This window comes from Deinococcus yavapaiensis KR-236, assembly GCF_003217515.1.
GTDB lineage: Bacteria > Deinococcota > Deinococci > Deinococcales > Deinococcaceae > Deinococcus_A > Deinococcus_A yavapaiensis.
Genome location: NZ_QJSX01000001.1, coordinates 270,049 through 295,570 on the forward strand (window position 1 = coordinate 270,049; position 25,522 = coordinate 295,570).

The 25,522-nt window shown below is 66.9% G+C and carries 31 protein-coding genes; 15 read left to right on the forward strand and 16 right to left on the reverse strand.

Annotated elements, in window-relative coordinates; translation table 11 throughout:
- Window positions 1–9 precede the first annotated feature (9 nt).
- Window positions 10–1,029: a nucleotidyltransferase domain-containing protein gene (locus tag DES52_RS01310; protein ID WP_110884947.1), complete on the forward strand. Its 1,020-nt coding sequence runs from the start codon at window positions 10–12 to the stop codon at window positions 1,027–1,029.
- 121 nt (window positions 1,030–1,150) lie between these two features.
- Entirely contained in the window at window positions 1,151–2,899 is a 1,749-nt protein-coding gene (locus DES52_RS01315; RefSeq protein ID WP_245900556.1) for a S9 family peptidase, read from the forward strand.
- Between the two features lie 46 nt (window positions 2,900–2,945).
- Here the strand turns inward: DES52_RS01315 and DES52_RS01320 are convergent, their stop codons facing one another.
- Both DES52_RS01320 and DES52_RS01325 read right to left on the reverse strand, forming a co-directional pair.
- Window positions 2,946–3,389, reverse strand: a complete 444-nt coding sequence (locus DES52_RS01320) for a DMT family transporter (RefSeq protein WP_110884948.1) — start codon at window positions 3,387–3,389, stop codon at window positions 2,946–2,948.
- 63 nt (window positions 3,390–3,452) lie between these two features.
- Window positions 3,453–4,814, reverse strand: a complete 1,362-nt coding sequence (locus tag DES52_RS01325; protein WP_110884949.1) for a glucose-6-phosphate isomerase — start codon at window positions 4,812–4,814, stop codon at window positions 3,453–3,455.
- 150 nt (window positions 4,815–4,964) lie between these two features.
- Here DES52_RS01325 and DES52_RS01330 point away from each other — a divergent pair, with 150 nt between their 5' ends.
- Together DES52_RS01330 and DES52_RS01335 are read left to right on the forward strand one after the other, a co-directional pair.
- Window positions 4,965–5,384, forward strand: coding sequence for a hypothetical protein (locus tag DES52_RS01330; protein ID WP_110884950.1), 420 nt, complete (start codon window positions 4,965–4,967; stop codon window positions 5,382–5,384).
- A 187-nt stretch (window positions 5,385–5,571) separates the two neighbouring features.
- Window positions 5,572–6,156, forward strand: a complete 585-nt coding sequence (locus tag DES52_RS01335) for a hypothetical protein (protein ID WP_110884951.1) — start codon at window positions 5,572–5,574, stop codon at window positions 6,154–6,156.
- A 1-nt stretch (window position 6,157) separates the two neighbouring features.
- Here DES52_RS01335 and hemB read toward each other — a convergent pair whose 3' ends face one another.
- Window positions 6,158–7,174: a porphobilinogen synthase gene (hemB, locus tag DES52_RS01340; RefSeq protein WP_211317838.1), complete on the reverse strand. Its 1,017-nt coding sequence runs from the start codon at window positions 7,172–7,174 to the stop codon at window positions 6,158–6,160.
- A gap of 84 nt (window positions 7,175–7,258) precedes the next feature.
- On the opposite strand from hemB, the gene DES52_RS01345 reads away from it, so the two are divergent.
- Window positions 7,259–8,035 (forward strand): serine/threonine-protein kinase, encoded by a 777-nt coding sequence (locus DES52_RS01345; protein ID WP_245900558.1) that lies wholly within the window; start codon window positions 7,259–7,261, stop codon window positions 8,033–8,035.
- Window positions 8,032–8,934, forward strand: coding sequence for a DNA polymerase III subunit delta (gene holA, locus DES52_RS01350; protein WP_110884953.1), 903 nt, complete (start codon window positions 8,032–8,034; stop codon window positions 8,932–8,934). Before DES52_RS01345 ends, holA begins: the two co-directional genes overlap by 4 nt.
- Here holA and DES52_RS01355 read toward each other — a convergent pair.
- From DES52_RS01355 to DES52_RS01390, 8 genes are all read right to left on the reverse strand, one after another.
- The gene (locus tag DES52_RS01355; RefSeq protein WP_110884954.1) at window positions 8,924–10,027 is read right to left on the reverse strand and encodes an acyl-CoA dehydrogenase family protein; all 1,104 of its coding nucleotides are present in this window, start codon (window positions 10,025–10,027) and stop codon (window positions 8,924–8,926) included. The genes holA and DES52_RS01355 overlap by 11 nt on opposite strands.
- Window positions 10,028–10,082: 55 nt before the next feature.
- A complete protein-coding gene (locus tag DES52_RS01360) occupies window positions 10,083–10,307 on the reverse strand; it encodes a hypothetical protein (RefSeq protein ID WP_110884955.1) in 225 nt (74 codons plus the stop codon).
- Window positions 10,304–11,134: a Rossmann-like and DUF2520 domain-containing protein gene (locus DES52_RS01365; RefSeq protein ID WP_110884956.1), complete on the reverse strand. Its 831-nt coding sequence runs from the start codon at window positions 11,132–11,134 to the stop codon at window positions 10,304–10,306. The genes DES52_RS01360 and DES52_RS01365 overlap by 4 nt, the downstream gene beginning before the upstream one ends.
- Complete coding sequence (locus DES52_RS01370; RefSeq protein ID WP_110884957.1) at window positions 11,131–11,676, reverse strand: DJ-1/PfpI family protein; 546 nt, start codon at window positions 11,674–11,676, stop codon at window positions 11,131–11,133. Before DES52_RS01370 ends, DES52_RS01365 begins: the two co-directional genes overlap by 4 nt.
- Window positions 11,673–11,876, reverse strand: a complete 204-nt coding sequence (locus DES52_RS01375) for a hypothetical protein (RefSeq protein ID WP_110884958.1) — start codon at window positions 11,874–11,876, stop codon at window positions 11,673–11,675. Before DES52_RS01375 ends, DES52_RS01370 begins: the two co-directional genes overlap by 4 nt.
- Before the next feature lie 30 nt (window positions 11,877–11,906).
- Window positions 11,907–12,260, reverse strand: a complete 354-nt coding sequence (locus DES52_RS01380; protein WP_110884959.1) for a DUF3208 domain-containing protein — start codon at window positions 12,258–12,260, stop codon at window positions 11,907–11,909.
- Window positions 12,257–12,898, reverse strand: coding sequence for an HAD family hydrolase (locus DES52_RS01385; protein WP_110884960.1), 642 nt, complete (start codon window positions 12,896–12,898; stop codon window positions 12,257–12,259). Before DES52_RS01385 ends, DES52_RS01380 begins: the two co-directional genes overlap by 4 nt.
- A 70-nt stretch (window positions 12,899–12,968) precedes the next feature.
- Complete coding sequence (locus tag DES52_RS01390) at window positions 12,969–13,631, reverse strand: hypothetical protein (RefSeq protein ID WP_110884961.1); 663 nt, start codon at window positions 13,629–13,631, stop codon at window positions 12,969–12,971.
- A 104-nt stretch (window positions 13,632–13,735) separates the two neighbouring features.
- On the opposite strand from DES52_RS01390, the gene DES52_RS01395 reads away from it, so the two are divergent.
- Window positions 13,736–14,743 carry a DHH family phosphoesterase gene (locus DES52_RS01395; protein ID WP_110885183.1) on the forward strand — a complete coding sequence of 336 codons (1,008 nt, stop codon included), beginning with the start codon at window positions 13,736–13,738 and terminating at the stop codon, window positions 14,741–14,743.
- A 53-nt stretch (window positions 14,744–14,796) separates the two neighbouring features.
- Here DES52_RS01395 and DES52_RS01400 read toward each other — a convergent pair whose 3' ends face one another.
- From DES52_RS01400 to DES52_RS01410, 4 genes are all read right to left on the reverse strand, one after another.
- Window positions 14,797–15,420, reverse strand: coding sequence for a cyclic nucleotide-binding domain-containing protein (locus tag DES52_RS01400; RefSeq protein ID WP_110884962.1), 624 nt, complete (start codon window positions 15,418–15,420; stop codon window positions 14,797–14,799).
- Between the two features lie 192 nt (window positions 15,421–15,612).
- Window positions 15,613–16,539, reverse strand: coding sequence for a histone deacetylase family protein (locus tag DES52_RS01405; protein ID WP_245900560.1), 927 nt, complete (start codon window positions 16,537–16,539; stop codon window positions 15,613–15,615).
- A 4-nt stretch (window positions 16,540–16,543) separates the two neighbouring features.
- Complete coding sequence (locus DES52_RS22745; protein WP_170130835.1) at window positions 16,544–16,714, reverse strand: hypothetical protein; 171 nt, start codon at window positions 16,712–16,714, stop codon at window positions 16,544–16,546.
- 7 nt (window positions 16,715–16,721) lie between these two features.
- The gene (locus tag DES52_RS01410; RefSeq protein WP_342767063.1) at window positions 16,722–17,567 is read right to left on the reverse strand and encodes an inositol monophosphatase family protein; all 846 of its coding nucleotides are present in this window, start codon (window positions 17,565–17,567) and stop codon (window positions 16,722–16,724) included.
- Window positions 17,568–17,582: 15 nt separating this feature from the next.
- On the opposite strand from DES52_RS01410, the gene purB reads away from it, so the two are divergent.
- From purB to DES52_RS01445, 7 genes are all read left to right on the forward strand, one after another.
- On the forward strand, window positions 17,583–18,890 hold the full coding sequence (gene purB, locus DES52_RS01415) for an adenylosuccinate lyase (RefSeq protein WP_110884963.1): 1,308 nt from the start codon (window positions 17,583–17,585) through the stop codon (window positions 18,888–18,890).
- 76 nt (window positions 18,891–18,966) lie between these two features.
- Complete coding sequence (panC, locus tag DES52_RS01420) at window positions 18,967–19,830, forward strand: pantoate--beta-alanine ligase (protein WP_110884964.1); 864 nt, start codon at window positions 18,967–18,969, stop codon at window positions 19,828–19,830.
- Window positions 19,827–20,903 (forward strand): type IV pilus twitching motility protein PilT, encoded by a 1,077-nt coding sequence (locus tag DES52_RS01425; RefSeq protein ID WP_110884965.1) that lies wholly within the window; start codon window positions 19,827–19,829, stop codon window positions 20,901–20,903. The genes panC and DES52_RS01425 overlap by 4 nt, the downstream gene beginning before the upstream one ends.
- A 7-nt stretch (window positions 20,904–20,910) precedes the next feature.
- On the forward strand, window positions 20,911–21,621 hold the full coding sequence (locus DES52_RS01430) for a CoA transferase subunit A (RefSeq protein ID WP_110884966.1): 711 nt from the start codon (window positions 20,911–20,913) through the stop codon (window positions 21,619–21,621).
- Between the two features lie 28 nt (window positions 21,622–21,649).
- The gene (locus DES52_RS01435) at window positions 21,650–22,123 is read left to right on the forward strand and encodes a transcription elongation factor GreA (protein WP_110884967.1); all 474 of its coding nucleotides are present in this window, start codon (window positions 21,650–21,652) and stop codon (window positions 22,121–22,123) included.
- A 43-nt stretch (window positions 22,124–22,166) separates the two neighbouring features.
- Window positions 22,167–22,820, forward strand: coding sequence for a 3-oxoacid CoA-transferase subunit B (locus DES52_RS01440; RefSeq protein ID WP_110884968.1), 654 nt, complete (start codon window positions 22,167–22,169; stop codon window positions 22,818–22,820).
- Between the two features lie 122 nt (window positions 22,821–22,942).
- Window positions 22,943–23,569, forward strand: a complete 627-nt coding sequence (locus tag DES52_RS01445) for a carbonic anhydrase (RefSeq protein WP_110884969.1) — start codon at window positions 22,943–22,945, stop codon at window positions 23,567–23,569.
- A gap of 16 nt (window positions 23,570–23,585) precedes the next feature.
- Here the strand turns inward: DES52_RS01445 and mnmA are convergent, their stop codons facing one another.
- Window positions 23,586–24,713: a tRNA 2-thiouridine(34) synthase MnmA gene (gene mnmA / locus DES52_RS01450; RefSeq protein ID WP_110885186.1), complete on the reverse strand. Its 1,128-nt coding sequence runs from the start codon at window positions 24,711–24,713 to the stop codon at window positions 23,586–23,588.
- An 87-nt stretch (window positions 24,714–24,800) separates the two neighbouring features.
- On the opposite strand from mnmA, the gene DES52_RS01455 reads away from it, so the two are divergent.
- Complete coding sequence (locus tag DES52_RS01455; protein WP_110884970.1) at window positions 24,801–25,511, forward strand: hypothetical protein; 711 nt, start codon at window positions 24,801–24,803, stop codon at window positions 25,509–25,511.
- The last annotated feature ends 11 nt before the right edge of the window (window positions 25,512–25,522 follow it).

Here is a 25,522-nt window from a genome sequence, read left to right on the forward strand (position 1 = left end):
GCTGAGCGGATGCTCGATTTCGAAGCGATACGCGACGACTTGACGAGGGCGCTCGGCTCTTACCTGGACCGAGGACGGACGGACGGCGTCTTTCACGTGGCGCTCGGCGGACCGGGCAGCGTTCCCGACCTCGCGGATCTCGACGTGCCGGAAGTTCACCTCGACCTCCTGCCGAGCGACCTGGCGCAGCCTCAGGCGGCGGCGTTGCAAGCGCTCGGATACGCGGCGAGCGGCGAGCGGACGTGGACTCATCGCGGCGGATGGCGGCTCGTCGTGTGCGAACACGACAGCGCTTGGCGGATACGCCAGGCGGCCTTGCGTCAATTGCTGATGCAGGACGAACAAGCGGCGATCGAGTACCGCGCGTCGTTCGGGCAGGTCGGACGCGAAGCGGCAGACGAGGCGTTCGAGGCGGCGGCGACGAAGTACCTCGCGCGCACGGCCGCCTTTCAGCCCGCCGAGTTCGTCGCGCGCGAGCTCTCGGACATCGGCCTGCCTTGGATGTTCGCCGGTGGGCTCGCGCTCGACTTGCACCTCGGGACGCTCACGCGTCCCCACGAGGACGTCGACGTCATCTTGCCGCGAGATCGTCAGGCCGAGGCGAGAAGGTACCTCGAAGCTCGCCGCTGGCGCCTCGACGCGTGCCGTGACGGAACGTACCGAGCTTGGACGGAGACGCTCGAACCGCCGCACTTCCAAGTGCACGCGCGGCGAGCGGACTTCACGGACGCGCTGCTGATCGACTTCATGTTCTCGAACTTGTCGGGCGACACGTGGCATTACCGCCGAGACGAAGGCGTGACGCGGCTCCTGAGCGAAGCGCGGCGCTTCACGTCGAGCGGCTTGCCGTACTTGGCGCCGGAACTCGTGCTGCTGTTCAAAAGCGGTTCCGGGAACCGCGCGGCGCGCGGAAAAGACCAGCGGGACTTCGAGCGCGTTCGGCCCGAGTTGAATGAAGAGGCGCGGCGTTGGCTGCGAAACGTCTTGGAAGCTCGGGCGCCCCGCCATCCATGGCTCGACGAGTTGTGAAGTATGCTGCCCCTCGGAGGGCCACCTTGACAACTACGACGCAACCCCAGGCTGTTCCGCTCGAGGAACTCGCGAGCTTGCCGACCTTCACCGGGTTCAGGTGTCGCGCGACACCCGGAGCGTGGCGTTCTACTGGGACAAGACCGGACGCTTCGAGCTGTACGTGATGAACTTGCGTTCGCGCGAACTTCGGCAAGTCACGAACGGCGAGGCGCCCAAAGCGCCTCGGGCGAACTTCGTGTGGTCGGCGGACGACCGCGCGTTGATCTTCAGCAAGGACCGCGACGGAGACGAGCGGCAAGCGCTGTTCGTCGCCAACGTCGAGACGGGTGAGGTTCGCGCCTTGCAGCACGACGAGACGGCAATGGACTACGCCTACGACGCGCATTCCGACGGGCGCCGAATTCTCGTGAACTCCACGCGCGAAGGGCAACTCGCGGTCTACACGTACGATCTGGCCGAGTCGAGCGCGAACGCGTGGACGCGCCTCACGAACTTCGCCGCGCCCGCCGTTCCCGGGGAGATCAGCCCGGACGGAACGCGCTTCACCTTCACCACGAACGAGACGGCGGACTTCAAGAACCGCGATGGGTACGTGGCCGCCATCGACGGCGGCCACGTTCGGCAAGTTTTTTCACGGGGCGTGGGCTCGCAGGACGCGGTCGGCGCTTGGCATCCCGGCGGGCGGCTCGTGGCGACGCGAACGGACGCCGACGGGGTGGGCCGCGTCGGCCTGCTGGACGTCGAAAGCGGCGAGACGCGGCCGTTGACGAGCGGCGCGAACGACGAGTCGGCGGGCCGCTTTTCGCCCAACGGCCGCTGGCTGAGCGTCTCGCGCAACCACGAGGCGTCCATGTTGCCCGTGCTGTACGACGTCGAGACGGGCGAGGAGCGCACGTTGCTGCTTCCGCCGGGCGTGGCCGTGGGCGCGCAATTCGTGCTGGGCGGCGACAAGCTGATCGTGTTGCACTCGGCTTCCAACCGCCGCGCCGAGTTGCTGCTGTACGACTTGGCGACGGACACCTTCGAGGTGCTGCTCGCGGCGGACTACGGTTCGATCGATCCGGACGTGTTCGTGGAGGCCGAGAGCGTGTGGTACGAATCGGAAGGCGGCGCCCGCGTCCACGCCCTGCTGCACGCGCCGCGCGGCGACGGGCCGTTTCCTGCGCTCGTGCACGTCCACGGCGGGCCGACCGCCCAGTTCTTCCGGGGATTCGATCTGCTGACGCAGTTTCTCGTCTCGCGCGGCTTCGTGGTCCTCTCGCCGAACATTCGCGGTTCGACCGGATACGGCGTGCCGTGGCGTGACGCGAACATCAAGGATTGGGGCGGCGACGACTTGGAGGATGTCGTGGCGGGCGCGCGCTTCTTGAAGTCGCGGCCGAACGTCGATTCCCAGCGCGTCGGCGTCTTCGGCGGAAGTTTCGGCGGGTACATGAGCTACTTCGCGGCCGTTCGCAAGCCCGACGAATTCAAGGTGAGCGTCCCGATCGTGGGCATCACGGACTTGCACCGTTTGTACGAGGACAACTCGCGCGTCATGCCGCAACTCGGATACTACTTCCGCTCCATGATGGGCGATCCCCTGGAGGACGCGGACTTGTGGCGCGACCGAAGCGCGATCACGCACGCGGCGAACCTCAAGGCGAAAATGCTGATTTTGCACGGCGCGAACGATCCGCGCTGTCCGTTGACGCAGGCGAGCGCCTTTCGCGAGAAGCTCGTGGAACTCGGGCGGCGCGAAGGCACGCGTCCCGACGACGACTTCGAGTACCACGTCTTCCACGACGAAGGGCACGGCTCGGGCGACATTCAAGGCAAGATTCGCGAGTACCGCCTGCTGGCGGACTTCCTGGAACGCCGATTGTGAACGAGGCAGGGCGGCGAGGTGAACGCCGCCCTGCCTCGCCCGCACGTCAAAAGCGCCGAAAGATCAGCACGCCCACGAGGACGATCAGCACGCCCACGACTCGCCCGGCGTTCAGTTCGTGCCTCGGCAAACCGAACAGGCCGAAGTGGTCGATGACGAGCGCGGCGACGAGTTGACCGACGATCACGAGGACCGACAGCAGCGCCACGCCGATTCGCGGCGCGGCGACGATGTTGAGAAACACGAACGAGGCGCCCATGAGGCCGCCGACCCAACCGCCGACGGGCAGTTCCGTGAGGCGCGCGAACGTCGGCAGCGGTGGGCGCACGATCAGCAGATACACCAGCAGCGCGGCGCCGCCCACGGCGAAGTTCGTGAAGGCCGCGAAGGCAGGATTGCCGAGCGACACGCCGAGGCGGGCGTTCACGGCCGTTTGGACGGGCGCGAGCGTCCCGGCGGTCACGGCGAGCAAGACGAACAGCCAGACCATACGGACCTCACGCACTTCCCACGAAGACGAACTTCAGCTTCTCAACGCGCCTTGAGCGGAGCTTCAAATCTCGACGCCCGCCTTTTGGAGTTCCTCGCGCCGCTCGTCGAAGCCGGGACGCCCCATCAGCGCGTAGGTGAGGACCTTGCCGAGTTCCACGCCCGGCTGGTCGAAGGCGTTGATGTTCAAAAGCTCGCCGTTCACGGCCGTCTGCAACATCAGCAGTTGCATCAGGAAGCCGAGGTTCTCGGCGTCGACGCGCGGCAGCGTGAGGGTGACGTTGGGTTGGCCCGCTTCGGCGAGCGCGTGGGCCGTCGCGACGAGTTCGGCGTTCATCAGCGTCTGGTACGGCTTGTGGCCGAGGTAGCTCATCTCGGGCTCGTTCGGCTCGGCGTTCGGAATCGTCGCCGCGCGGTCGGCCTGCTCGACTTTCACGAGCGTGACGATCTTGTCCTTGGGGCCTTCGCGGTACAGCTGCACTTGGCTGTGCTGATCGGTCGTGCCGACGGCCTTGACGGGCGTGGTGCCGACGCGCTCGCCGTCGCCGCGGCGGTGCTTGCCGAGGCTCTCGGCCCACAGTTGCGCGAACCAGTCGCTGAGGAAGCGCAGACGCGTCGAGTACGGCATGAACACGTTGATGTTGCGGCCCCGCTCGGCGAACAGGTGGTTGACGAGGGCGAGCTTGAGGACGTCGTTGTCGCTCGCGGGCGCGGCGAAGACGTCGTGGGCGCGCTTCGCGCCGTTCAGCAACGCTCGAACGTCGATGCCGCCGAGAGCGGCGGGCAGCAGACCGACCGCCGAGAACACGCTGAAGCGGCCACCGACGGTCGGGGGAACGGGCAGCGTCTCGTAACCTTCGCGCTGAGCGAGCGGACGCAAAATGCCCTTCTCGGGGTCGGTCGTCGCGACGATGTGGTCCTTGTAGTCGGCTCCGAGGGCGCCCGACAGCCACGCTTTGCACGACAGGTACGCCGCCATCGTCTCGGTCGTCGTTCCGCTCTTGGAGATGACGTTGACGAGCGTGCGGCGCGGATCGAGCACTTCCAAGAGCCCCGTGATGACGTCCCCGTCGACGTTGTCCACGAAGTGCACGCGCGCCGCGCTTCGCCTCCCGAGAAGGTTGAAGTACGGATGCTGCAGAGCCGTGACGAGGGTGAGGCCGCCGAGGCTGCTCCCGCCGATGCCGAGCACGACGACGTCGTCGAAGCGCCCTTGAGCGCGCTCGGCGATGCGAAGCACCTCCGGCAGCACGTCGCCCTGAGGCAGCGCCATCCAGCCGAGGTAGGCGTCGGTGCCCGACGCGAAGCGGGCTTGCACGGCGTCGCGGGCCGCTTCCAACTTCGCGGCGTGCGCGTTGAGTTCCGAGGCGAAGTCGAGGCCGTCGTTCCCGAGGCGAGCGCGGTCGACGTTGCGAAGATCGAGCATGATGTCCTCCCTGCCCGCGCCGAGTCGGCGCGAACCTCCCCAGTGTATGATGAGCCCGACTTTTCTCATGAGAAAGCGCACAAGTCACGGCGCATGGCGTGAACTTCGGCTCGCCGTGAGAATAAGCCTCAGATGCAAGGAGGACTCGCAATGAAGAAAGCTCTCGTACTTCTCGGACTCGTCACTCTCGGCGGCGCGGCGAGCGCGCAAACTTTGCAGGCGAATCTCGGCGCCACGTTCGGCGGCCTTGGTACGGGCGTGCACGTCGGCGTGTCGGTGTTGGACCTCGCGAACCTCGGCGGGCTCGCCCTCGACGGGCGCGTCTCCGGCGACTTCCGTCCGAACAGCACCTCCTTGAACGTCGACGCGCTCTTGAACTTCCCCACCGACGTCCTCAACTTGTACGGCGGCGTCGGCGTGTCGTACAACCTGTCGAGCAGCGTCCTCGGCTTCGGCCTCACGGGCGGCTTGAACTTCCCCGTCACCGAGAACATCGGCATCTACGGCGAAGGGGTCTTGCGTCTCAACGCCCCCACCTCGCTGCGGGCGGGCGTGACGTTCACGTTCTGATGTCCTGATTCTCCCGAAGGACCGGGGACGCAGCGAAACGCGCGTCCCCGGTCGTTTTTCGTTCAAGCTTTCGCGCTCGGTCGAGGCGGGACGGCGAGGTGTCGGTGGTCAAGACGTGAAGGTCGCGCCTCGTCGTCCCGCGGGCGTTTCATGCTCTCGCGGACTCCGGGTATGGTACGTTCCGGTCATGAAGCGCCTCGCCTTGGCGGCCCTGCTGCTCGTCAACGTCGGTCTCGCTCAGCGCGCGGACGTCTTCGAAAGCGCTCCAACGGCGAAGGATCTCGCGAGTCTGCTCGGCGTCGTCAAGGTGTTCAACGTGTTGCCGCCCGTGGGAGCCAAGGGGTACGCCGTCGTCATCTCAGGCGGTCCGTCGGCCAGCGGTCCCGATCGGCATGCCGGGCAGTCGGACGCGTCGACGTGGCGCGCGGCCTTGACGAACGGTCGATTGCGGATCCTCGTCGGCTTCGTCAACCTCGGCTGCGACAAAGGCCAAGTCAACGCTCGTCTGGAGCTGGCGGGAAGTGCCTGGGCGTCGTGCCTCAAGTTGCCTTCGGGAACGTCCGGTTCGACGGTTTCGACGTTCGGATCGCCCGCGCCGCGCGTCGTCCTCAAGCGGTGGACGAGGCTTGTCACGTTCACCGCCGTCTCGGACAGCGGCTCGGGCAGCGAGCACGACAAGAACGTGATCACGGTGGACGTGATCTTCACGTCCACCGTTCGGCCCGATCTCGAGAAATTGCCGCCCGTACCGCCCAAGACTCACACGCCTTGAGTCACAGCCCTTCTTCTTTCAGCCAGCGCGCCGCGTCGAGCGCGTGGTAGGTGAGGATGCCGTCGGCGCCCGCGCGGCGCATGCCGCCGAGAGTCTCGAGGACGACTTTGCGCTCGTCGACGTATCCTGCCAACGCGGCGGCCTTCACCATGGCGTACTCGCCGCTGACGTTGTACGCGACGACCGGCAGGTCGAAGGCGTCACGAACGACGCGCAGCACGTCGAGGTACGCGAGGGCGGGCTTCACCATCAGGAAGTCGGCGCCTTGCTCGACGTCGAGGCGTGATTCGCGCAGCGCTTCACGGTAGCTTCCGAGCGGGTCCATCTGGTACGTCTTCTTGTCGCCGCCGCGCGGCGCGGAGTCGAGCGCGTCGCGAAAGGGGCCGTAGTACCCGCTGGCGTACTTCGTGGAGTACGCCATGATGGCGACGTGCTGAAAACCCGCGTCGTCCAGGGCGGCGCGAATCGCGCCGATCCGGCCGTCCATCATGTCCGAGGGCGCGACGACGTCCGCGCCCGCCTGGGCTTGCGAGACGGCGATGCGCGCGAGGAGCTCGACCGTCTCGTCGTTGAGGATCTCGCCCGCGTCGGACAGCAAGCCGTCGTGGCCGTCGGTGGAGTACGGATCGAGGGCGATGTCGGTGACGACGGCGATGTGCGGAAACTCGCGCTTGAGCTCTCGGATGGCGCGTTGGAAGAGGCCATTGGGATTCGTGGCTTCCGTGCCGCGCTTGTCCTTTCGCTCGTCGGGAACGCGCGGAAACAAGGCGATGGAGGTCACGCCGAGGTTGGAGGCCGCTTCCGCTTCGCGCAGCAGTTCGCCGACCGAGAGGCGCGAGACGCCCGGCATGGAGCGGATGAACTCGCGGCCTTCGCCGTCGTGCACGAACAAAGGCAGGATGAGGTGCGACGGCGCGAGGTGCGCTTCGCGCAGAAAGGCGCGCAGGGCGGGCGTGCGGCGCAGGCGGCGCGGACGCTCGGACAAGTCCAGCAGGGAGGCGCGAGACGTGATGGTCATGAAGTTCAGGCTAGCGCACGGCCCGCTTCCTAAATGGATAGAAAGGGAACACATACGTGCTGCGAAATTTCTTACACTAATGTCGTGATCCAACGCCTCACGCCGTCTGTCCTTCCTTTGCTGCGCTCCGTGGAGGTCATACAAGATCGTTTCGGCGTGCGCGTCGAACGCGCTTTGTTGGACGGCGAGCCCGTGCTCGTCAAGACGCTCACGGCGGACTTTCCCGAGATGCGCGCGCGCTTTCACCGCGAAGGCGAAATCGCCGCGCGCCTCGACCATCCGAACATCGTGCCCCTCGTGGCGCACGCGGAGACGCAACTCGCCTTTCGCTTCATCGAGGGCGGAACGTTGCGCGCGGAGTTGGAAAAGCGCGTGTTCGACGTGCGAGAAGGCATCGCCCTCGCGCGCGGCATTCTCGCCGCCATCGGCCACGCGCACGGGCGCGGCGTGACGCACCTCGACCTCAAGCCGGAGAACATCTTGCTGGAGAACGGGCGCGTGCGCGTCACGGACTTCGGATTGTCGCACGACGCGGGCTTACCGCGCATCACGGCGCGCGGCGATCGTCTCGGCACGCCGCACTACATGGCGCCCGAGCAGTTCAAGGGGCAGCGGGGAGATCCGCGAAGCGACTTGTATAGTGTCGGCGTGATTTTGTTCGAGTGCCTCACGGGCACGCCGCCCTTTTACGATCCCTTCCGCTGGTTGGCGGGCCTCCCGACCGAGCGCGAAGCGTTGCCGCCCTACGTGGCGCTTCACGAGTTGCTGAACGCGGCGTTGTCGCGCGATCCGGACGCGCGGCCGTCGAGCGCCTTGGCGTTTCTGATCGCCCTGGAGAAGGCCGAGGCGGCCCTGCCTTGATTCTCGCGTTCGGCGGGCATCGTTACCTCGTGGAGGAAGCCGCTCGGCGCTCGCTCACCGAGCGCCGATTGAACATGCGTGACGTGACGCGACTCGGCGGCGAGGACGTCACGGCCGAGAAGCTCGCGCCCTTGCTCGCGCCGAGCTTGTTCGGGGACTCGGTCGTGATCGTGGATTTCGACGGCGTGAAGGTCGGCAAGGACGTGCTGGAGCTCGTCAGGAGCGCGCAGGGCGCCCTCGTGGTGATCCTCGATCCGTCCGCGCCCGTCACGCGACAGAAGGTGTACAGGGAGGCGGGCGAGTTCGTTTCGACGCCCGCGCCCGAGAAGGTCGGGGACGTGGCAGGCTGGGCGGCTCAGCGCGCGCGCGAACGCAAGTTGAAGTTGGAGCGCGACGCCGCCTTGTACCTCGCCGAGGTGTTCGGCTCGGATCTCGCGTCGATCGACTCGGAGTTGGAAAAGCTCTCGTTCGTGGACGGCAAGCTCGACCGCGCGCTCGTGTCGCGTGTCGTCGGGAAGGAAGCGCCGGGCGACAGCTTCGCGATGCTGGGCGCAGCGACGAGCGGCAAGCCCGCCGAGGCGTTGGCTCAACTGCGGCGACTTCTCGCGAGCGGCGAGGACCCGTTCAAGCTGATGGGCGCGGTCGTGTGGCAGTACAGCCTCGTCGCTCGCTGCGTGGCGGTCTTGCAAGACGAGCCGAGCGCCAACGAGCATATCGTGAGCACGCGGCTCGGCGTGAAGCCGTACCCGGCGAAGAAGGCGATGGAGGTCGCGCGGCGCGTAGACGAGCGCAAGTCGCGCGCCCAGTTGAGCCGCATCGTGCAAGCGGACCTCGCCATGAAAAGTGGAGGCGATCCCGCGACGACCTTGGAACGCTTGCTCGTCAGCCTCAGTCTTTGACAGCTTCCTCCAGCAAGGTGCGGCCCGCGTGTTCCCACACGCTCGGTGCGAGCGCGACGTGTTGCATGGCGGCGTGCGCGTCGCGAAAAGCGCGCGCGAGCGTTCCTTCGCGCAAGCTGGCTCCGCCCGCGAGTTCGTGCGTGATGCGCGTGACGTGCGCCGCCGTGAGCGCGACGTGCCTCGCCATCACGCCCGTCTCGGCGACGTCCGAGGCAGAAAGCGGGCGGTTCTCGCACGCCGCTTGCCACGCGCGCTCCGTGACGTCCGACGCGAACGCTCGCGCGGCCCGCCACAACCCCTCGGCCTCGGCGTAGCGCGCGTGCCCCACCGCCCCGATTCGCCCCACACCTTTCGAAGCCACGTCGTCGCGCAGGGCGTCGAGGGCGGCGCGGGCGATGCCGAGCGGGACGGGCGCGAACCAGAGCCACAACAGCGCTTGGAAGGGCAGGGTGTACAACAGGCCGGGATCTTGGGCCCCGGCCTTGAAGCGTAGGGTGCGCTCTTCGGGAACGAACACGTCGTGGGCGACGAAGTCGTGGCTGCCCGTCGCCCTCAGTCCCATGACGTCCCAGTTCGGAACGATCTCGACGTCCTCGACGTTCAGAAAGGCTTGCAGGGGGGTATCGTCGGGCACGCGACAAGTCGCCAAGACCCACGTGGAATGCCCGATTCCGCTCGCGTACGACCAACGTCCGCTGACTCGGTACCCGCCCGGCACGGACGTCGCCTCGCCGGACGGCATGAAGATGGAGGCGCACACGGTCGTCGGCGAGGCGAGCAACGTCCGGGCGACGTCAGGCGCCATCCACGCGGTGAAGGCGTTGCTGCCCGCTCCGATCAGCAGGCACCACCCGGCCGCGCCGTCGGCCCGCGCGACGTTCTCGATGGCCCGCATGACTTCCGGCAGGGGGCGGCCCGAACCGCCACAACTTTGGGGTTGCAAGCTTCGGAACAAGCCCGAGGCGTGCAGCGCGGCGAGCGTCGCGTCCGCGAGCCGCCCTTCACGCTCGCTCTCGGCGGCGTGAGAGCGGACGACGTCGAACACGTCGAGGGCGATTCGTTCCAGCGACGGACGAGCGGTTGAGATGGTCATGCGGGCCTCCGCTTCGATGGTACACACTTCGACCCGGACTCGAAAGCGGTGTTCGCTAGACGAGAAAGGCCCGAAAGCCCGCGGCGTTCAGCGCGCGCAGCCACGCGTCGCGCGCGCCCGCGAGAACGTCCTCGTCGTCGTGCGACAAGCGCACGGTGAGGCGCTCTCGGCCCGACGCGTCCGTTCCGCGCTCAAGTCGCTCCTGGGCGTCCGTGACGGGCGCGAGTTCGGCCAATTGCTCGGGCGACGGGGCGGGCACGACGTGCAGCACTTCCGTCACGGCGACTCCAGCAGTGCAAAGAGACGCGCGGCGACGTCGTCCTGCAAGCCTCGCTCGCGCGCGAGTTCGAGGGCGCGAAGGGACAGGGCGCGGTACAAGTCGAGGTGCGCTTCAGGCAACGCGGCGAGGTGACGCTCCACGGTGGGCGCGTCTCCGCGGGCGAGGGGTCCCGCGAGCGCGCCGACGGGACCGACGGCTTCGGCGCTTCGAAGCGTCCCGACCGCGAGCGGCACGAGGGCGGCGAGGGCGTCTCGCTCGCTCACGCCCAAGGCTCGCCAAAGGAACGCGCTTTCGCGCAGGAGAGTCGTGAGAAAGGCGCCGACGTACTGAGCCGAGGCGTGGTACAGCGCGCGGTGCCCTGCGGGAAGGCGCAACGAGCGTCCGCCGAGGTCGCTCGCGAGCGTCGACAGCAGGGCCGCGCTCTCGTCGTCGCCCTCGATCGTGAAGGCGGCGCCGCGCAGGGTCGTTAGCGTGGTGTCGGGATCGGCGAACGTCTGAAGGGGATGCAGGCTCGCCACCTTCGCGCCCGCCCGCCTCGCGGCTTCGAGGACGTCGAGGTCCAGCGCGCCCGCGCAGTGCACGGCGAGATGCCGATCACTCCACGTCACGGCGCTCGCCGTGCTCTCCACGGCCGCGTCGGCCACGGTGACGAAGACGACGTCGCACGCGTCGAGGACGTCTTGCGGCGCAGGCAGGCATTCGACGTCGGAAATCTTGCGGCCCGAGCGGCTCCACGCGGCGCGCACGTCACGGCCCACCCGCCGCCAACCCAGGGCGAGCGTCGTACCGACGCGTCCCGCGCCGAGAAAGCCGATGCGCGGCGTCATCGGCCGAGTCGGAGCGCGACGCTCGCCGAGGTGTCCTGTCCCCACAAATGCGCGCACAGCCGAAGCGCGACGTCGAGGGCGCCGAGCCCGCCGGGCGCGGTGATGACCGGTCCGTCCTCCGTGACGCCGCTCGTGCGAACGTCGCTCGGCCCGAAGTCCCAGAGGTCCTCGGCGAAGTCGGGCGAGGCGCTCACGGCGCGTCCTTGCAGCAAGCCTGCCGCGCCGAGCGCGAGCACACCGCTGCCCGAAGCGGCGATCCACGCGCCGCGTGACGCTTGCGACGCGAGGAAGGTCTTGGCGAGCGGCTCCTTGGCGAGGCGCGCCGCGCCCGGACCGCCGGGAACGAACACGGCGCGCGGCGGCTCCAGGGACGCGAACATCACCTCGGGCGTCGTGACGAGCCCGCCGACACCGACGACGGACGCTCGAGAGCGCGACACGGTACGGGTGGTGCCCTCGCCGCCACCGAGGTTGAGGGCCGTGAGGGCCGCGCCGAGTTCGAGTTCCAGCAAGCCGTTGTACACGATCACGGCGACGCTCATGGCGACTCCGCCGGCATCGTGATGCGGTACGGTCGCCGCGCCACGGGCGGAGCGACTTCGCCGTGGTGCGTGACGGCCTCGATGGCTTCGTCGGACAGACGTTCGACACGGCGCAGGTAACTCTCGATCGTCTCGAGTCGGTCGAAGCGGCGCGGGTGCGGGTCGCTGCCGCAGTAGAGGTCGATCCAGCGCAGCGTCATCGTTTCAGTGTAATCCTTGCGCGGAGCTTGTCAAAGTTCGCGCAAATCCTCCCAAAGTTCCCACCCGAGGCTCCTCGGCGTTTCCTGCAGCACGGGGCCGAGCGCTTGCGAGAAGCGCAGGGCGTGCTCGTGGAGGGTTGCGTCGTCGGGCTTGGCGTCGTACAGGCGCAAGGCAGTGAATTGATAAAACGCCTGCGTGCTCGTGAGGGTGCCGTCGTCGAAGAACGCGAACGGCGGCGTGATCTCGTCGAAGAGCACGTTGGTGTCTTCCAGAACGCTCGGCAGAAAGTCGGCGGGCGTGTACGGCGCGTCCTTGGGGTGCCACAGATAGCCTTGCAGCAATTTCACGGCGACGCGCGAATCGGCGGAGTCCGGGCTCGTCATGCGATCGCGAGGCGCACGTCGACGCCGAGCCAAGCCGAAAGCTCGTCCTCGAACGAGTCGTGCCGCTCGTGGTGGTACAGCAGTCCGTGGAAGCCCGCGCGGCGTGCCGCTTCGATGTTTTCGTGCACGTCGTCCACGAACGCGACGGTCTCGGTCGGCACGGCCAAACCGCTCGCCAAGGCCGCGAACGCTTCCGGGGCGGGCTTCTTGTGGCCGAGTTCGTTGCTGAAGACGAGGGTGTCGAAGCGGGCGAAGGCGGGATCGCGCCGCAACTCGTCGGAGACCACCGGGTAGTTGTTGCTCAGCAGACCGACGCGCACGGTTCGCGGCAATCGGCTCAGCAGGGCGTACATGGGCTCGTTGTGGGCCACGCTCGCCAAGTAGAGCGTTCGGAAGTCCTCGAAGGGCACTTGGAGTGACAGGCGGGCGTTCATCTCGTCCCAGAAGCGCTCCAACGTCCACTCGCCGACCTCCAGGTGGTGGACGAGCGCGAAGTAGTGACGGCGGACGTCGGCGACGTCGCGTTCGTACCGCTCGCTCATTCGAGCGGTGGATCGGCCGTCGAAGGTACCGATCGTGAAGACGCCGCCCCAATCGAAGGCGACGTGACGTCCGGGCGTGGCGGGGTGAGCGGTCATGCGCCCAGGGTAGCAACCTCGTGGGGACAAGGAGCGCGCTCGTTTAGGCCGAAGCGGGCGAAGGCGGCGCTCACACCACCCGTTCGAGCAGCACGCCTCGGCGCGTCCACGCGGCGACGTTGAGGTCACGCAAGGTGGCGAAGGCGTTTTGCCAATCGCGCACGTTGGCTTGCTTCAGTCCGCGTCCGTGGCGAGCGACCTCGGCGCGGTGCGCCTCGTGGGCTTCTTGGGAGCCGCCCGTGACGAGCCGCACGGCGACCTCCTCGTTCGGGGCGGGCGTGAGCGGTTGCGGACTCGTGGTGGTGAGGACGAGCGCGAAGCCCGACGCGCGGTCCTTGAGCAAGGTCAGCAGTTGCACGAAGGGCGCTTCGGAGGACGCCGCGGGCGTCTCGCTCCAGCGAACGGCGGCGGCGGTGTCACCGTGCACGAAGGCCAGGAAGTGGCGGGCGCCGAGGATCGCGTGGGCGTAGTGAGCGCCGAGCGGCGTGTATTCCAGCGCTTCGAATTCGCCCGCGAGCGTCTTGAGGCGGCGCGCGTGCTCGATCGTGGCGCCCCACTCGCGCGCTTCGAGCTCATCGAAGCGCAGCTCGGGTTCGATGTCGGGTCCGAGCACGGCCTTGCCTTCCATGCGGGCGCGCGTGAGGTCGGGCAAGCGTTTTTGCGCGGCGTCCGCGCCGATCAGACGAGCGAGTTCTTCGCTCGTGAGGGCCGCTAAATTGAGGGTGAGCGCCACGTGTGAAGTATACGAAACTTCACGCGGGCGCGAACGACGAGCTCGTCTCGAATGCGGCGCCGCGGGGACGTCACGTTCGGTCGAGCCGCTTATACTGTCTCGCGATGACGCTCGCCAATCATGCCGAACCTCGCTACGCGGACTTGTGCCGAGAAGTGGCGCGCCACCTATCCGCCCACACGGGGCCAATCTTGATCTTCTCGCACGTGGACGCGGACGGAGACGCGCTCGGAAGCTCGCTCGGTTTGGCGCGCGCGTTGCGGTTGCTCGGCAAGGACGCGACGGCGTGCGTGAAGGTTCCGAACTACCTTCGCTTCTTGGCGAGCGAAGGCGAGGTGCGCGAGACGCCGTTGGAAGCGTGGCCCGAGGGAGCGTTGACGGTGGTGCTGGACGTCGACAACAACGATCCGGTTCGCGTGGACCTCGCCGATCTCGCGTCGTTCTCGGGGCCGGTGCTCAACGTCGATCATCACGGAACGAACAAGCGAACGGCGACCGTGAGCCTCGTGGACCCGACGAAGGCGGCGACGGCGTTGATGGTGATGGACGTCGTCAATGAACTTGGCGCGCCTTGGTCCTCGGAAGTCGCCACGCCGATCCTGCTCGGCATCAACACCGACACGGGCTCGTTCAAGTTCTCGAACACGACGCCCGAGGTACTTCGCGCGGCGGCCGACCTCGTGGAGCACGGCGCGGATCTCGTGACGATCAACGAGCAGCTCGCGCAGCAGTCGCGCTCGTACTTCGCGCTCTTGCGCGAAGTGCTCGGAAGCATGGAGTTTTTGTTCGGCGGCCTCGTGGTGATCGCGCGCGTGGACGAGGGCATGCTGGCGCGGGCGGGCGCGACGTGGGAGGAAGTCGAGTCGTACGTGAGCGTCATTCGCTCGGCGCGTGGAACGGAGCTCGCGTGCCTGTTCAAGGATTACGGCGCGTCGGTGAAGCTCAGCGTTCGTTCGCGCGGCAAGCTCAGCGCGCAACGCATCGCCGTGGCGTGCGGAGGCGGAGGGCACTTCGCGGCGGCGGGCGCGACGGTGAAGGCGCCGTTCGTGCAGGCGCGGGCGCTGTTCGACCGCGAGGCGAAAGCAGAGTTGGAGCGCGTCGGCTTGGCTTGAGCAAAACGCAAGCGCGCCACCGATCGGTGGCGCGCTTTTTGGTGCGACTCGCTTCAAATGCCCGCGAGGGCGCGCAAGGACTTCTCGTCGGAGAGGCTGATGCAGCGGTAGGCGGGCGTGAGCAGGCCGTCGTCACGCATTTCGCCGATGAGCTTCGAGACGCTTTCGCGCGTGGCGCCCGTTCCCTCGGCGATGAGCTCGTGCGTGGCGCGCACGAAGCGGCGTCCGTCGCCGTGCTTGCCGCCGAGCGACGAGTCGGCGAGGTTGAGCAGGTAGCGGGCGATGCGTTCGCGCAGTTCGCCGTCTTGAATGTGCACGCCGTCGTTCATGACGCGCTGAAGTTGCGCGGACAGGGAGCGCGTGACCGTCCAGAGCTCTTCGCTGGAGAGCATTTGCGTGTAGATCGGCGAGATGACGGCCTCGGTGAGCGCGACGACTTGATGGCTGCGGGCGAGGCCGTGCAGCGCTTCCTCACCGAAGATGTCGCCCGGCATGATGTGGCGCACGGTGAGGTTGCGGCCCTGCGGCGTGAGACGGATGGCGCGCAGCAAGCCGCTGTCGAGGCGGTAGAGGCTGGTGCCGGGGTCGCCGGTGTAGTAGAGCGTGTCTCCACGGCGAAGAGGCCGTCCTTGGGGTTCGTGCTGCTGCGGATTGGCTCCTGAGGTGTACAGAGTCATAACGCGCTCCCTTCATCGGCTGCGTCGGATTTCGCAGATTCCTTTGACTTCCGAAGTGTACAAACATTATACAAAGCGCAATGGTGAAGAATGAACAAAGTCGGAAAGGATGACGCTCCGATGAAGAAGATCTATTACATTCTCGCCGATGACTCACGCCTTTTGCCGTCCCGACCTCGCCGAAGAGTTCGATCAAACGCTCTTCACGTTGTCAAGGCTTTGAATAGCCTTGTACACCTGCAACCCAACTTCCACCGTGGAGGCGTGAGCGGCGATCGTGAGTTCGGGCGTGCGATTGTACCCGCCCGCCATCGTCGTGACGATCGGAACGCGCCAAGCGCGGCACGCTTCGAAGACCCGGCGAGAACGCCGCGTCGCTCCGTCGAGGGTCAAGGCGAAGCGCCCGAAGCGGTCCCCCGCCAAGACGTCGACGCCCGCGAGATACAACACGAGGTCGGGCTCGAAGGCCGCAACTGCCGGCAGGACCTTCGCGTCCATCACCTCCAGATACTCGCCGTCCGTCACGCCGTCGGGCAGACCCAAATCGAGGTCCGACACCTCCTTGCGAAACGGATAGTTGCGCTCGCCGTGCACCGAGAGGGTGAAGGCGCGCGATTCGTTCGCCAACAGGCGTGCCGTCCCGTTGCCTTGATGCACGTCCAAGTCCAAGATCAGCACGCGGCGCGCCCAGCCCTCGGCGAGCGCGAGCCGCGCGGCGATCGCCACGTCGTTGAGCAGCGAAAATCCTTCCGCGCGGTCGGCAAACGCGTGGTGCGTGCCGCCTGCGAGGTTCACCCCGAAACCGCAGCGCAGCGCGTCTCGCATCGCCACCACCGTGCCGCCCGACGCCCGCAACGCCCGCTCCACAACCTCGGGACTCCACGGCAAGCCGAAGTTGCGCACCTCCTCGCGTGACACCTCGCCGAGCCGCCAGCGTCGAAGGTACTCGGCGTCGTGCACCGCCTCGGCGAGTTCCCACTCCAAGCGGGGCGCGTCGAGAATGTCGATGCGGTCGCGCAAGCGCTCTACCACGCCCGCGTACTTGTACATCGGAAAGCGGTGCCCTTCGGGCAGCGGAAAGTCGTAAGCCGCCGGTGTGTAGGCGCGAAAGGACGTCACGCGCTCAGCCGTCCTCGCGCATGGAGCGCAGCAGCGTGAAACCGACGATATCGAGGACGATCACGATCAGCAAGTCCGTCAACCAGCGCGGGTGGCCTTGGCCTACGTTGATCACGACGGTGATGATCCCGCCGACGTTGAGCAGCACCACGAGGGCGATCAGAAGCGTCTGCACGGCGACCTCAGGCGAGCGCGCCCAGCAACTCGGAGTGAAAAAGGCCGTTGGTGGCGAGAATCATCTCGCCGTAGGGCGTCGAGGCGCCGCCGCCGTCCGTGACGCGTCCGCCCGCCTCCTCCACGATCAGGCTTCCCGCCGCCGCGTCCCACGGATGCAACCCGAACTCCCAATACCCGTCGAGCCGTCCGGCGGCCACGTAACACAAGTCGAGCGCCGCCGCGCCCGGCCGCCGAATGGGCACGCCCATGGCGAGCAACCGCCGAAAGCGTTCGAAATTGCGGGTGTCTTCCGGATCGTACGGAAAGCCCGTGGCGAGCAAGGCGGGCGCCGACACGCTCGGCGTGGTCGATACCGCCAGCGGCGCTCCGTTGAGAAACGCGCCGCCTCCGAGCGTCGCCGTGAACAGTTCGTCGCGGCCTTGATCGTAGACGGCGCCCGCCAAGCGCCGACCGTTCCACTCGAACGCGACCGAGGCGCAACTCACCGGAAAGCCGTGCGCGTAGTTCACCGTGCCGTCGAGCGGATCGACGACCCAGCGAGCAGGCGACGAGCCGACCGCTCCCTCCTCCTCACCGAGAATCGCGTGGTCGGGAAACCGCGCGAGGATCACTTCGCGAATCGCCGCCTCGGCGAGCGCGTCGACTTCCGTCACGAGGTCCGACGCCGACGATTTAGTACGCACGTGCAGCGCCCGCCCCGCGAATTGGCGGTGAATGCTTCCGGCGGCCTTCGCCGCTGTCACGGCCGTTTCGAGCACCGCTTCGATCGACTCCTGGAACTCCACCCTTTCATCTTGCCAGGTCTCGGCGCTCGGCGCGCCACGGCGCACCTCGTTCGCCGAGCGCGACACGCTACAGTACGGGACGTGATCGACCGTTACCTGACACCGGAGATGAAGGCGTTGTGGAGCGAGCGCAGCCGATACCGCGCTTGGCTCGACGTGGAACTCGCCGCGATGGCCGCGCAGGCGAGCGAAGGCGAGGTGCCGCGCGAAGCGTACGACGACCTCGTGCGCCGCACGACCGCCGATCCGCTCGACGACGCCTTCGCGGCGCGCGTCGCCGAGATCGAGAACGTCACGCGCCACGACATCGTGGCCTTCACGACGGCCCTCTCGGAACGCTACGGCGAGTCGGCGCGCTTCGTGCACCACGGCCTGACGAGCACGGACGTCGTCGACACCGCGCAAAACAGGTTGCTGGACGAAGCGTTGGGCCTCGTCGAAGCGGACACCCGAGCGCTTCGCGACGTGTGCCGCGAGCAGGCCGTGACGTACAAGCACGTCCCGACGATCGGGCGCACGCACGGCATACACGCCGAGCCGATGACCTTCGGCTTGAAGTTCCTGAATTGGATGTCGACGCTCGACCGCGATCTGGAACGTCTCGCCAACGCGCGAGCGCGCGTTCGCGTCGTGATGCTGTCGGGGTCGGTCGGGACGTTCGCGCACGTCTCTCCCAGCATCGAGCAGGCCGTCGCGGCCGCGTGGAGTTGGGACGTCGCCAAGGTGTCGAATCAGACGTTGGCGCGAGACCGTCACGCGGAAGTGCTCGCCGCGCTCGCCATCCTCGGCACGACTTTGGAGAAGATCGCCGTGGAAGTGCGCCACCTTCAGCGAACCGAGGTGCGCGAGGCGATGGAGCCGTTCGGCGCGGGGCAGAAGGGCAGCAGTTCCATGCCGCACAAGAAAAACCCCATCCTCACGGAAAACGTCACGGGCCTCGCTCGACTTCTGCGCGGCTATCTGGCGACGGGTTTGGAAAACGTCGCCTTGTGGCACGAGCGCGACATCAGCCACTCCAGCGCCGAGCGCGTCATCCTGCCCGACGCGACGAGCGCCGCGTCGTACGCCACGCGCCGCCTCACGAGCGTGCTGCGCGGCCTCGTGGTGTTCGAAGAGCGCATGCTCTCGAACTTGAACTCGCTCGGCGGCTTGGCCTTCAGCCAGCGCGTTTTGCACAAGCTCATCGACGGCGCGGGCCTGACGCGCGAAGCGGCGTATCACATCGTGCAGCGCGCCGCCCTGCGCAGTTGGGAGACGGGCGAGGGCCTGCGAGACCTGCTCGCCGCCGATTCCGACAATCCGCTGGACGCGGCGGACCTCGACGACGCCTTCGACTTGAGCTGGTACTTGCGCGAGGTGGACACGATCTACGCGCGGTTCGGATTGTGACGGCGCGCCGCCGAAGCGAAAGGACACGGGGAAATTCACGTGGAAGGGCGCCGCGCCGCGCTAAACTGACCGTCACATGAAGCTCATCGAATCGCCGAGCGAACTGCACGCCACCTTGTCGGGCGTGTCGTCGGTCGGTCTCGTTCCCACCATGGGATACCTCCACGACGGCCACGCCAGCCTCATCCGCCGCGCGCGGATCGAGAACGAAGTCGTCGTCGTCAGCGTCTTCGTGAATCCCTTGCAGTTCGGGCGCGGCGAGGACCTCGGACGCTATCCGCGCGACTTGCCGCACGATCTGCGCGTCGCGCAAGACGCGGGCGCGCACGTCCTGTTCACGCCGAGCGTCGAGACGATGTACCCCGTCGGCTTCGCCACACGCGTCGAAGTCACCGGGCCCGGCGACGGCTTCGAGGGAGCGTCGCGCCCAGGGCACTTCTCCGGCGTGGCGACGGTCGTCTTGAAGCTGCTCAACCTCGTGAAGCCCGCGCGCGCGTACTTCGGAGAAAAAGACTGGCAGCAGCTCGCCGTGGTGCGGCGCGTCACGACCGACCTCAACCTCGACGTCGATATCGTCGCGTGCCCCACGATGCGCGAGCCGTCGGGCTTGGCGCTCAGCAGCCGCAACGCCTACCTGACGGCCGAGCAGCGCGAGCGCGCCAGCGTGTTGGCGAGCGCCTTGCGAGCCGCCCAAAAGGCGTACCGCCGAGGAGAGCGCCGATCGGCGGCCATTCTCGACGCGGCGCGCCTCGTGCTGCTGTCCGAGCGGGAATTCACGCTCGATTACCTCTCGCTCGTCGACGAGCACCTCGGGGAGTTCGAGCGCGTCACGAACCCCGCCTCGGCCCGCTTGTTGATCGCCGGACGGCTGTTCGGCGTGCGGCTCATCGACAACATGCCCCTTGTGGAGGAAGTTTCAGCTTTGGGAGGTCGAACGTGACTCTGGACGAACTGTTGCGCACGATGGTCGGCAAGCGTGCCTCGGACATTCACCTGCAAGCGGGAAGCCCCCCGACGGGCCGCATCGACGGCGTGCTCGTCGGCTTCGGCAACTCGATCCTGATGCCGGCCGACACGGTGACCCTTGCGCGGTCGCTGCTTTCCGCCGATCAATGGGAAGACTTCGAGTACCGCAACGAGTACGACTGCGCCTACAGCTTGCCGGGCGTGGCGCGCTTCCGCTGCAACCTCTTTCGGCAGCGCGGCGCGATCGGCATCGTGATGCGCGTCGTCGGAGACGTCATTCCCTCGTTCGAAGCGCTCGGTCTGCCCGTCGCGACGATGCGCGAATTCGCGGCGCAAGACCGCGGCCTCATCCTCGTGACGGGACCGACGGGCTCGGGCAAGTCCACGACGCTCGCGTCGCTGCTCGACCACATGAACCGCACGTACGCGTACAACTGCATCACCATCGAGGACCCGATCGAGTTTTTGCACAAGAACAAGCGCTCGATCATCGTGCAGCGCGAAGTCGGCAACGACACGCGCGACTTCCGCTCGGCGCTGAAGTACGCCATGCGGCAAGACCCCGACGTCATCATGATCGGCGAGATGCGCGACAAGGAGACGGTGGAGGCGGCCATCACGGCGGCCCAGACGGGCCACCTCGTGCTGAGCACGCTGCACACGAACGACGCGATGCGCACCGTCAACCGCATCATCGACTTCTTCGCGCCGCACGAGCGTCAGCAAATTCGGCTGCAACTCGCCGAGTCGCTGATCGGCATCGTCTCGCAGCGTCTGCTGCGCCGCTCGGACGGAACGGGACGCGCCTTGGCCCTCGAGCTGCTGATCAACACGCCGCTCATCAAGGACTACATCAAGGACGAGGACAAGACGCCTTTGATCAAGGACGCCCTCATCGAGGACAACATTCGCGGCATGCACACCTTCGATCAGCACCTCGTCGAGCTGTACCGCGCGCAGATGATTTCGCTCGACGAAGCCCTCAGCTCCGCGACGAGTCCGCACGAAGTGCGCCTCATGATCACCCGCTCGGGAATGAGTGTATAAAGGCGCCATGACGCACTCGGACGGGAAGTTCTTCGATTCGGCGCTCGCGGCGCTCGGCGGCCTGCAAGACGGCGCCACCGTCATGGTCGGCGGCTTCGGCCTCGTCGGCGCGCCCCTCACCCTCATCGAGGCGCTGTGCGAGCACGGCGCGAAGGACCTCACCATCATCTCCAACAATCTCGGCGAGCCGGGCGGCAAGGGATTGTCGAAGCTTCTCAAGCTGGGCCGCATTCGCAAGGCGATCGGGTCGTACTTCACGTCGAATCCTGAAGTCGTCGCGGCGGTGGAGCGCGGCGAGTTGCACGTGCAGCTTTTGCCGCAAGGCACGCTCGCCGAGGCGATTCGGGCGGGCGGCGCGGGTCTCGGCGGCTTCTTCACGCCGGTCGGAGCGGGCACCCTGCTCGCGGCGGGCAAGGAGGAGCGCGTCATCGACGGCAAGCGTTTCGTCCTCGAAGCGCCCCTCAAAGCCGACTTCGCCCTCGTACGCGCCCGCCGCGCCGACGCGCTCGGCAACTTGGTGTACGACGCGACGCAGCAGAACTTCAACGTCGCGATGTCGAGCGCGGCGCGCGTGACGGTCGCCGAAGTCGACGAGGTCGTCGAGGTGGGCGCGGTCGCGCCCGAAATGATTCACACGCCGCACTTGTTCGTCAAGCGCCTCGTGAAAGCCGAGGTGCTCATCACGGACGTCAAAAGCGTCGCCGAGATGACGCGCTGAACGTCGAGCGGGGTATAATCGAGTTTGCATGTCTCAGCCGAAGATCCAAATGACCCGCCGGGGTTACGAAAAGCTCCAAGAAGACCTCAACTACCGCAAGACGACGCGACGCGAGCAGATTTCCGAGTACATGGGAAGCGCCATCGCGGACGGCGATTTGCGTGAAAGCGCCGCGTACGACGAGGCCCGAATGCAGCAATCGGAGAACGAGGCGCGCATCGTGGAACTCGAAGACCGCCTGTCGCGCGCCGTCATCGTCGAGTTGGACGAAGCCGAGACGCGCGTCGGGCTCGGGGCGAAAGTCGTCGTGCAAGACGGGCGCGGCAAGGAGCACAAGTTCGAGATCGTCGGAACGTACGAAACGGACGTGCTCAAAGGCAAGATCAGCGACCAAAGCCCGATCGGGCAGGCGCTGGCGGGCCGCGGAGTCGGCGAGACCGTGAAGGTCACGATGCCCAAAGGTTCGCAGGAATTCAAGATTCTCGACGTCAAGTACGATTGACGCTTGGGGCCACGCGGGTGGCCCGCTTTTCTTCGGAGGCCCCATGTCTTCGCTTTCCGCCCGTGACATCATCGCCGCACGCGCCGCGCAAGAACTGCGCGCGGGCGACATCGTCAACCTCGGCATCGGCATTCCGGCGCTCGTGCCGAAGTACCTGGAGGGCCGTCAAGTCTTTCTGCATTCCGAGAACGGCGTGTTGGGGTTCGGTGACACGCCGAGCGAGGCGGACGTCAATCCCAACCTCGTCAACGCGGGCAAGCAACTCGTGTCGACCTTGCCGGGCGCGGCGTACTTCGATTCGAGCTTGTCTTTCGCGATGATTCGCGGCGGGCACGTGGACGTCGCCGTGATCGGGGCGTTGCAGGTGAGCGCGGGCGCTGACATCGCCAACTGGGCCGTGCCGGGCAAGGCCGTCCTCGGGGTGGGCGGAGCGATGGATTTGTGTGCGGGCGCGCGCCGCCTCGTCGTGACGATGACGCACACCGAGAAGGACGGCACGCCCAAAATCGTGGACGACCTGAGCTTGCCCGCGACGGCGTTCGGCGTCGTGGACACCCTCGTGACGGAACTTGCGGTGTTCAAGTTCCAAGGTGGCAAGCTCACGCTCGTGGAGTTGCAGCCGGGCGCGACGTTGGACGACGTTCGAGCGAAGACGAGCGCTTCGTTCGACGTGGGCTTGGCGCAAGCGGTGGCTTGACTCGAATTCGGATGCAAAGGGCCCGCTTCGCCAGACGGGCCCTTCTTCCTTTCTTCCTTGATCGAGCCGCGTTTGGAGCATCGTTCACATCGCGGTAAGGTGAACGCGATTCGGGAGGAACCATGTCATACTCCGGCCCCACCTTCACCTCCGAGGCGTCCGAACACGCCGCCGATCTCGCCTTGAGGCGCTTGCTCGCCGGAAACCATCGTTACGTGAGCGGAAACAGAGCCCACCCGCACCAAAGCGAACGATGGCGCCACGACGTCGCGGGCGGGCAAAGTCCCTTCGCGGTCGTCCTCGCTTGCGCCGATTCACGCGTCGCTCCCGAACTCCTGTTCGATCAAGGGCTTGGCGACCTCTTCGTGCTGCGCGTCGCCGGGAACATCCTCGACGACCTCCTGCTCGGAAGCGTCGAGTTCGCCGTGCGCCAATTCGACGTGCCCCTCGTGCTGGTCCTCGGCCACGATCGCTGCGGCGCCGTGAGCGCCACCTTGGACGCCGTCACGACCGGCACAGTCCCCACGGATCACGTCCGCGCGATCGTCGCGGCCCTCGAGCCCGCCGTGCAAGAAGCGATGCGGCTCGGCGGTGACGTCGTCGATCATGCCGTGCGCGCCAACGTTCGGCACGTCGTTCGTCAACTCGAAACCGCCGAACCCCTCCTCGTCGAGCGCGTGCGAGAAGGTCGCCTCGCCATCGTCGGCGGACGCTACGACATGGAAAGCGGCACGGTCGAGGTGATTTGACGTCGGGCGGTGAGGGTCAGCGCGCCGCCAAGGCTTCGCGCTTTTTCGGCACCTTCACGAACGGCAAGTCGCGCGCGTGGTCCTCGATGAGCCCGCCGCCGAGAAGGCGCGGGCCGTCATACAAGACGACGCTCTGACCGGGCGCCACGGCGAACTGCGGTTCGGCGAAGGCGAGTTCGAAGCTCGTCTCGTCGGCGCGTACGATTCGCGCTTTCACAGGCGTGGCGCGGTAGCGCACTTGCACGTCGACTTCCCCGGGCAGATCGGCGAGGTCCACGAGGTAATTGGCGGCGCTCGCCTTGAGGCCGTGCCATTGGCAGTCCTCGAAGTTCCCGACCCACACGGTATTCGACTCGGGATCGAGGTGCACGACGAAACGCACTTCGTGCGACTTGTACAGCCCCAGGCCCTTCTTCTGCCCCAGCGTGTAGAACTGCGTTCCGAGGTGCTCTCCGACGACTTCGCCCGTCTTGACGTCCACGATGAACCCGGCGCGCCGAGGCACGAATTCCGCCACGAACTCCTTCACGGTGCCCGGCACGAAGCAGATGTTTTGAGACTCGGGCTTCTTGGCGGTGAGCAGACCGTGCTCCGCGGCGAGCTCGCGCACGCGCGGCTTCTCCATCTCGCCGACCGGGAAGAGGATGAACGGCAAGGCGTCGCGCGGCGTGCCCCACAAGAAGTAGGTTTGGTCTTTGCGCGGATCGTCTCCGCGGTGGAATTCCACCGTGCCGTCCTCGCGGTCCACGCGCTTGACGTAGTGACCCGTGGCGACGTACGCGCAGCCGAGTTGCTTGGCGCGCTTCACGAGCGCGTCGAACTTCACCTTCGTGTTGCAGTTCACGCAGGGGTTGGGCGTGCGTCCCGCCGCGTACTCGGAGATGAAGGGGTCCATGATGCTGCGCTTGAACTCCTCGCGGTAATCGAGCAGGTAGAACGGAACGCCCACTTGATCGGCCACGCGGCGCGCCTCGTAAGCGGCGTCGGGCGAGCAGCAGGTCTCGAAGGTGTCCGTCCGCTTGTCGTCGGGCCAAAAGCGCATCATCGCGCCGATGACCTCGTAGCCCTGTTCTTTGAGCAGCGCCGCCGACACGCTGGAATCCACTCCGCCCGACATCGCACACAACACGCGTCCCTTCGCCATAACCGAACGAGTGTAGCAGGGCGCGGCGACGTCGGACGTGACGACCGCGTCATTCCAGGGCCACCCTCGCTTCGCCACGATGAACTCGTGAATAAGCTTGCCGCGCTCGCCCTCACGCTTCTCGCGCCGCTTGCGGGCGGCGCCTCCTCGAAGCCTCGTCCGGTGCTGTCCTACTTCGACGCACTCGTGAACAACGACTTGCCCCTCGCCGAACGGAGTCGGCCTTTGCATCTCGTCGCGCTCGACACGAACGCCGCTCGAAGGCGCATCACGGTGCTCGACGAGAAAAACCGCTACCTCCTCGTGGGTCGGGACTCCAACTTGCGGTCCAAGAAGGGCGAGCTGTACGAACTGGCGGTGTGGAACGACAAGCGCGGACAGGACGTGCTCGGCATCGCCAACTTGCACGCTCAGAAGTGCCCGCGCGAATGGGACGAGGGCACCTGTACGCCCGGCACCGAGTTCTGGATGCGCGTGGAGGGGATCTGGTATCCGGTCACGGACGATCTCGGAGCGGGCATCTGCTCGCCGTGGTCCGCCCATCCCCTCGCGACCCTGCCGCCGAGCATCCGTGCGGAGGTGACGCGCCGCAGCGTGGCCCTCGTCTCCATCCTCACGCCGCCGGGAAACCGAACGCCGCGCGAGCAGATGCCGAGGTTCGTGTGCCGCTTGCCGCGCGTCGGCACGACGGTCCGCGTGCTCTTCGACGCGGTCAACACGAGCCGGTCGGTCATGAAGCACACCGTGCTGTACCTGAAGTGGCGCGGAGACCGCTTCGTGCCGTCCCTCACGCCTTGAGCTGCACTACA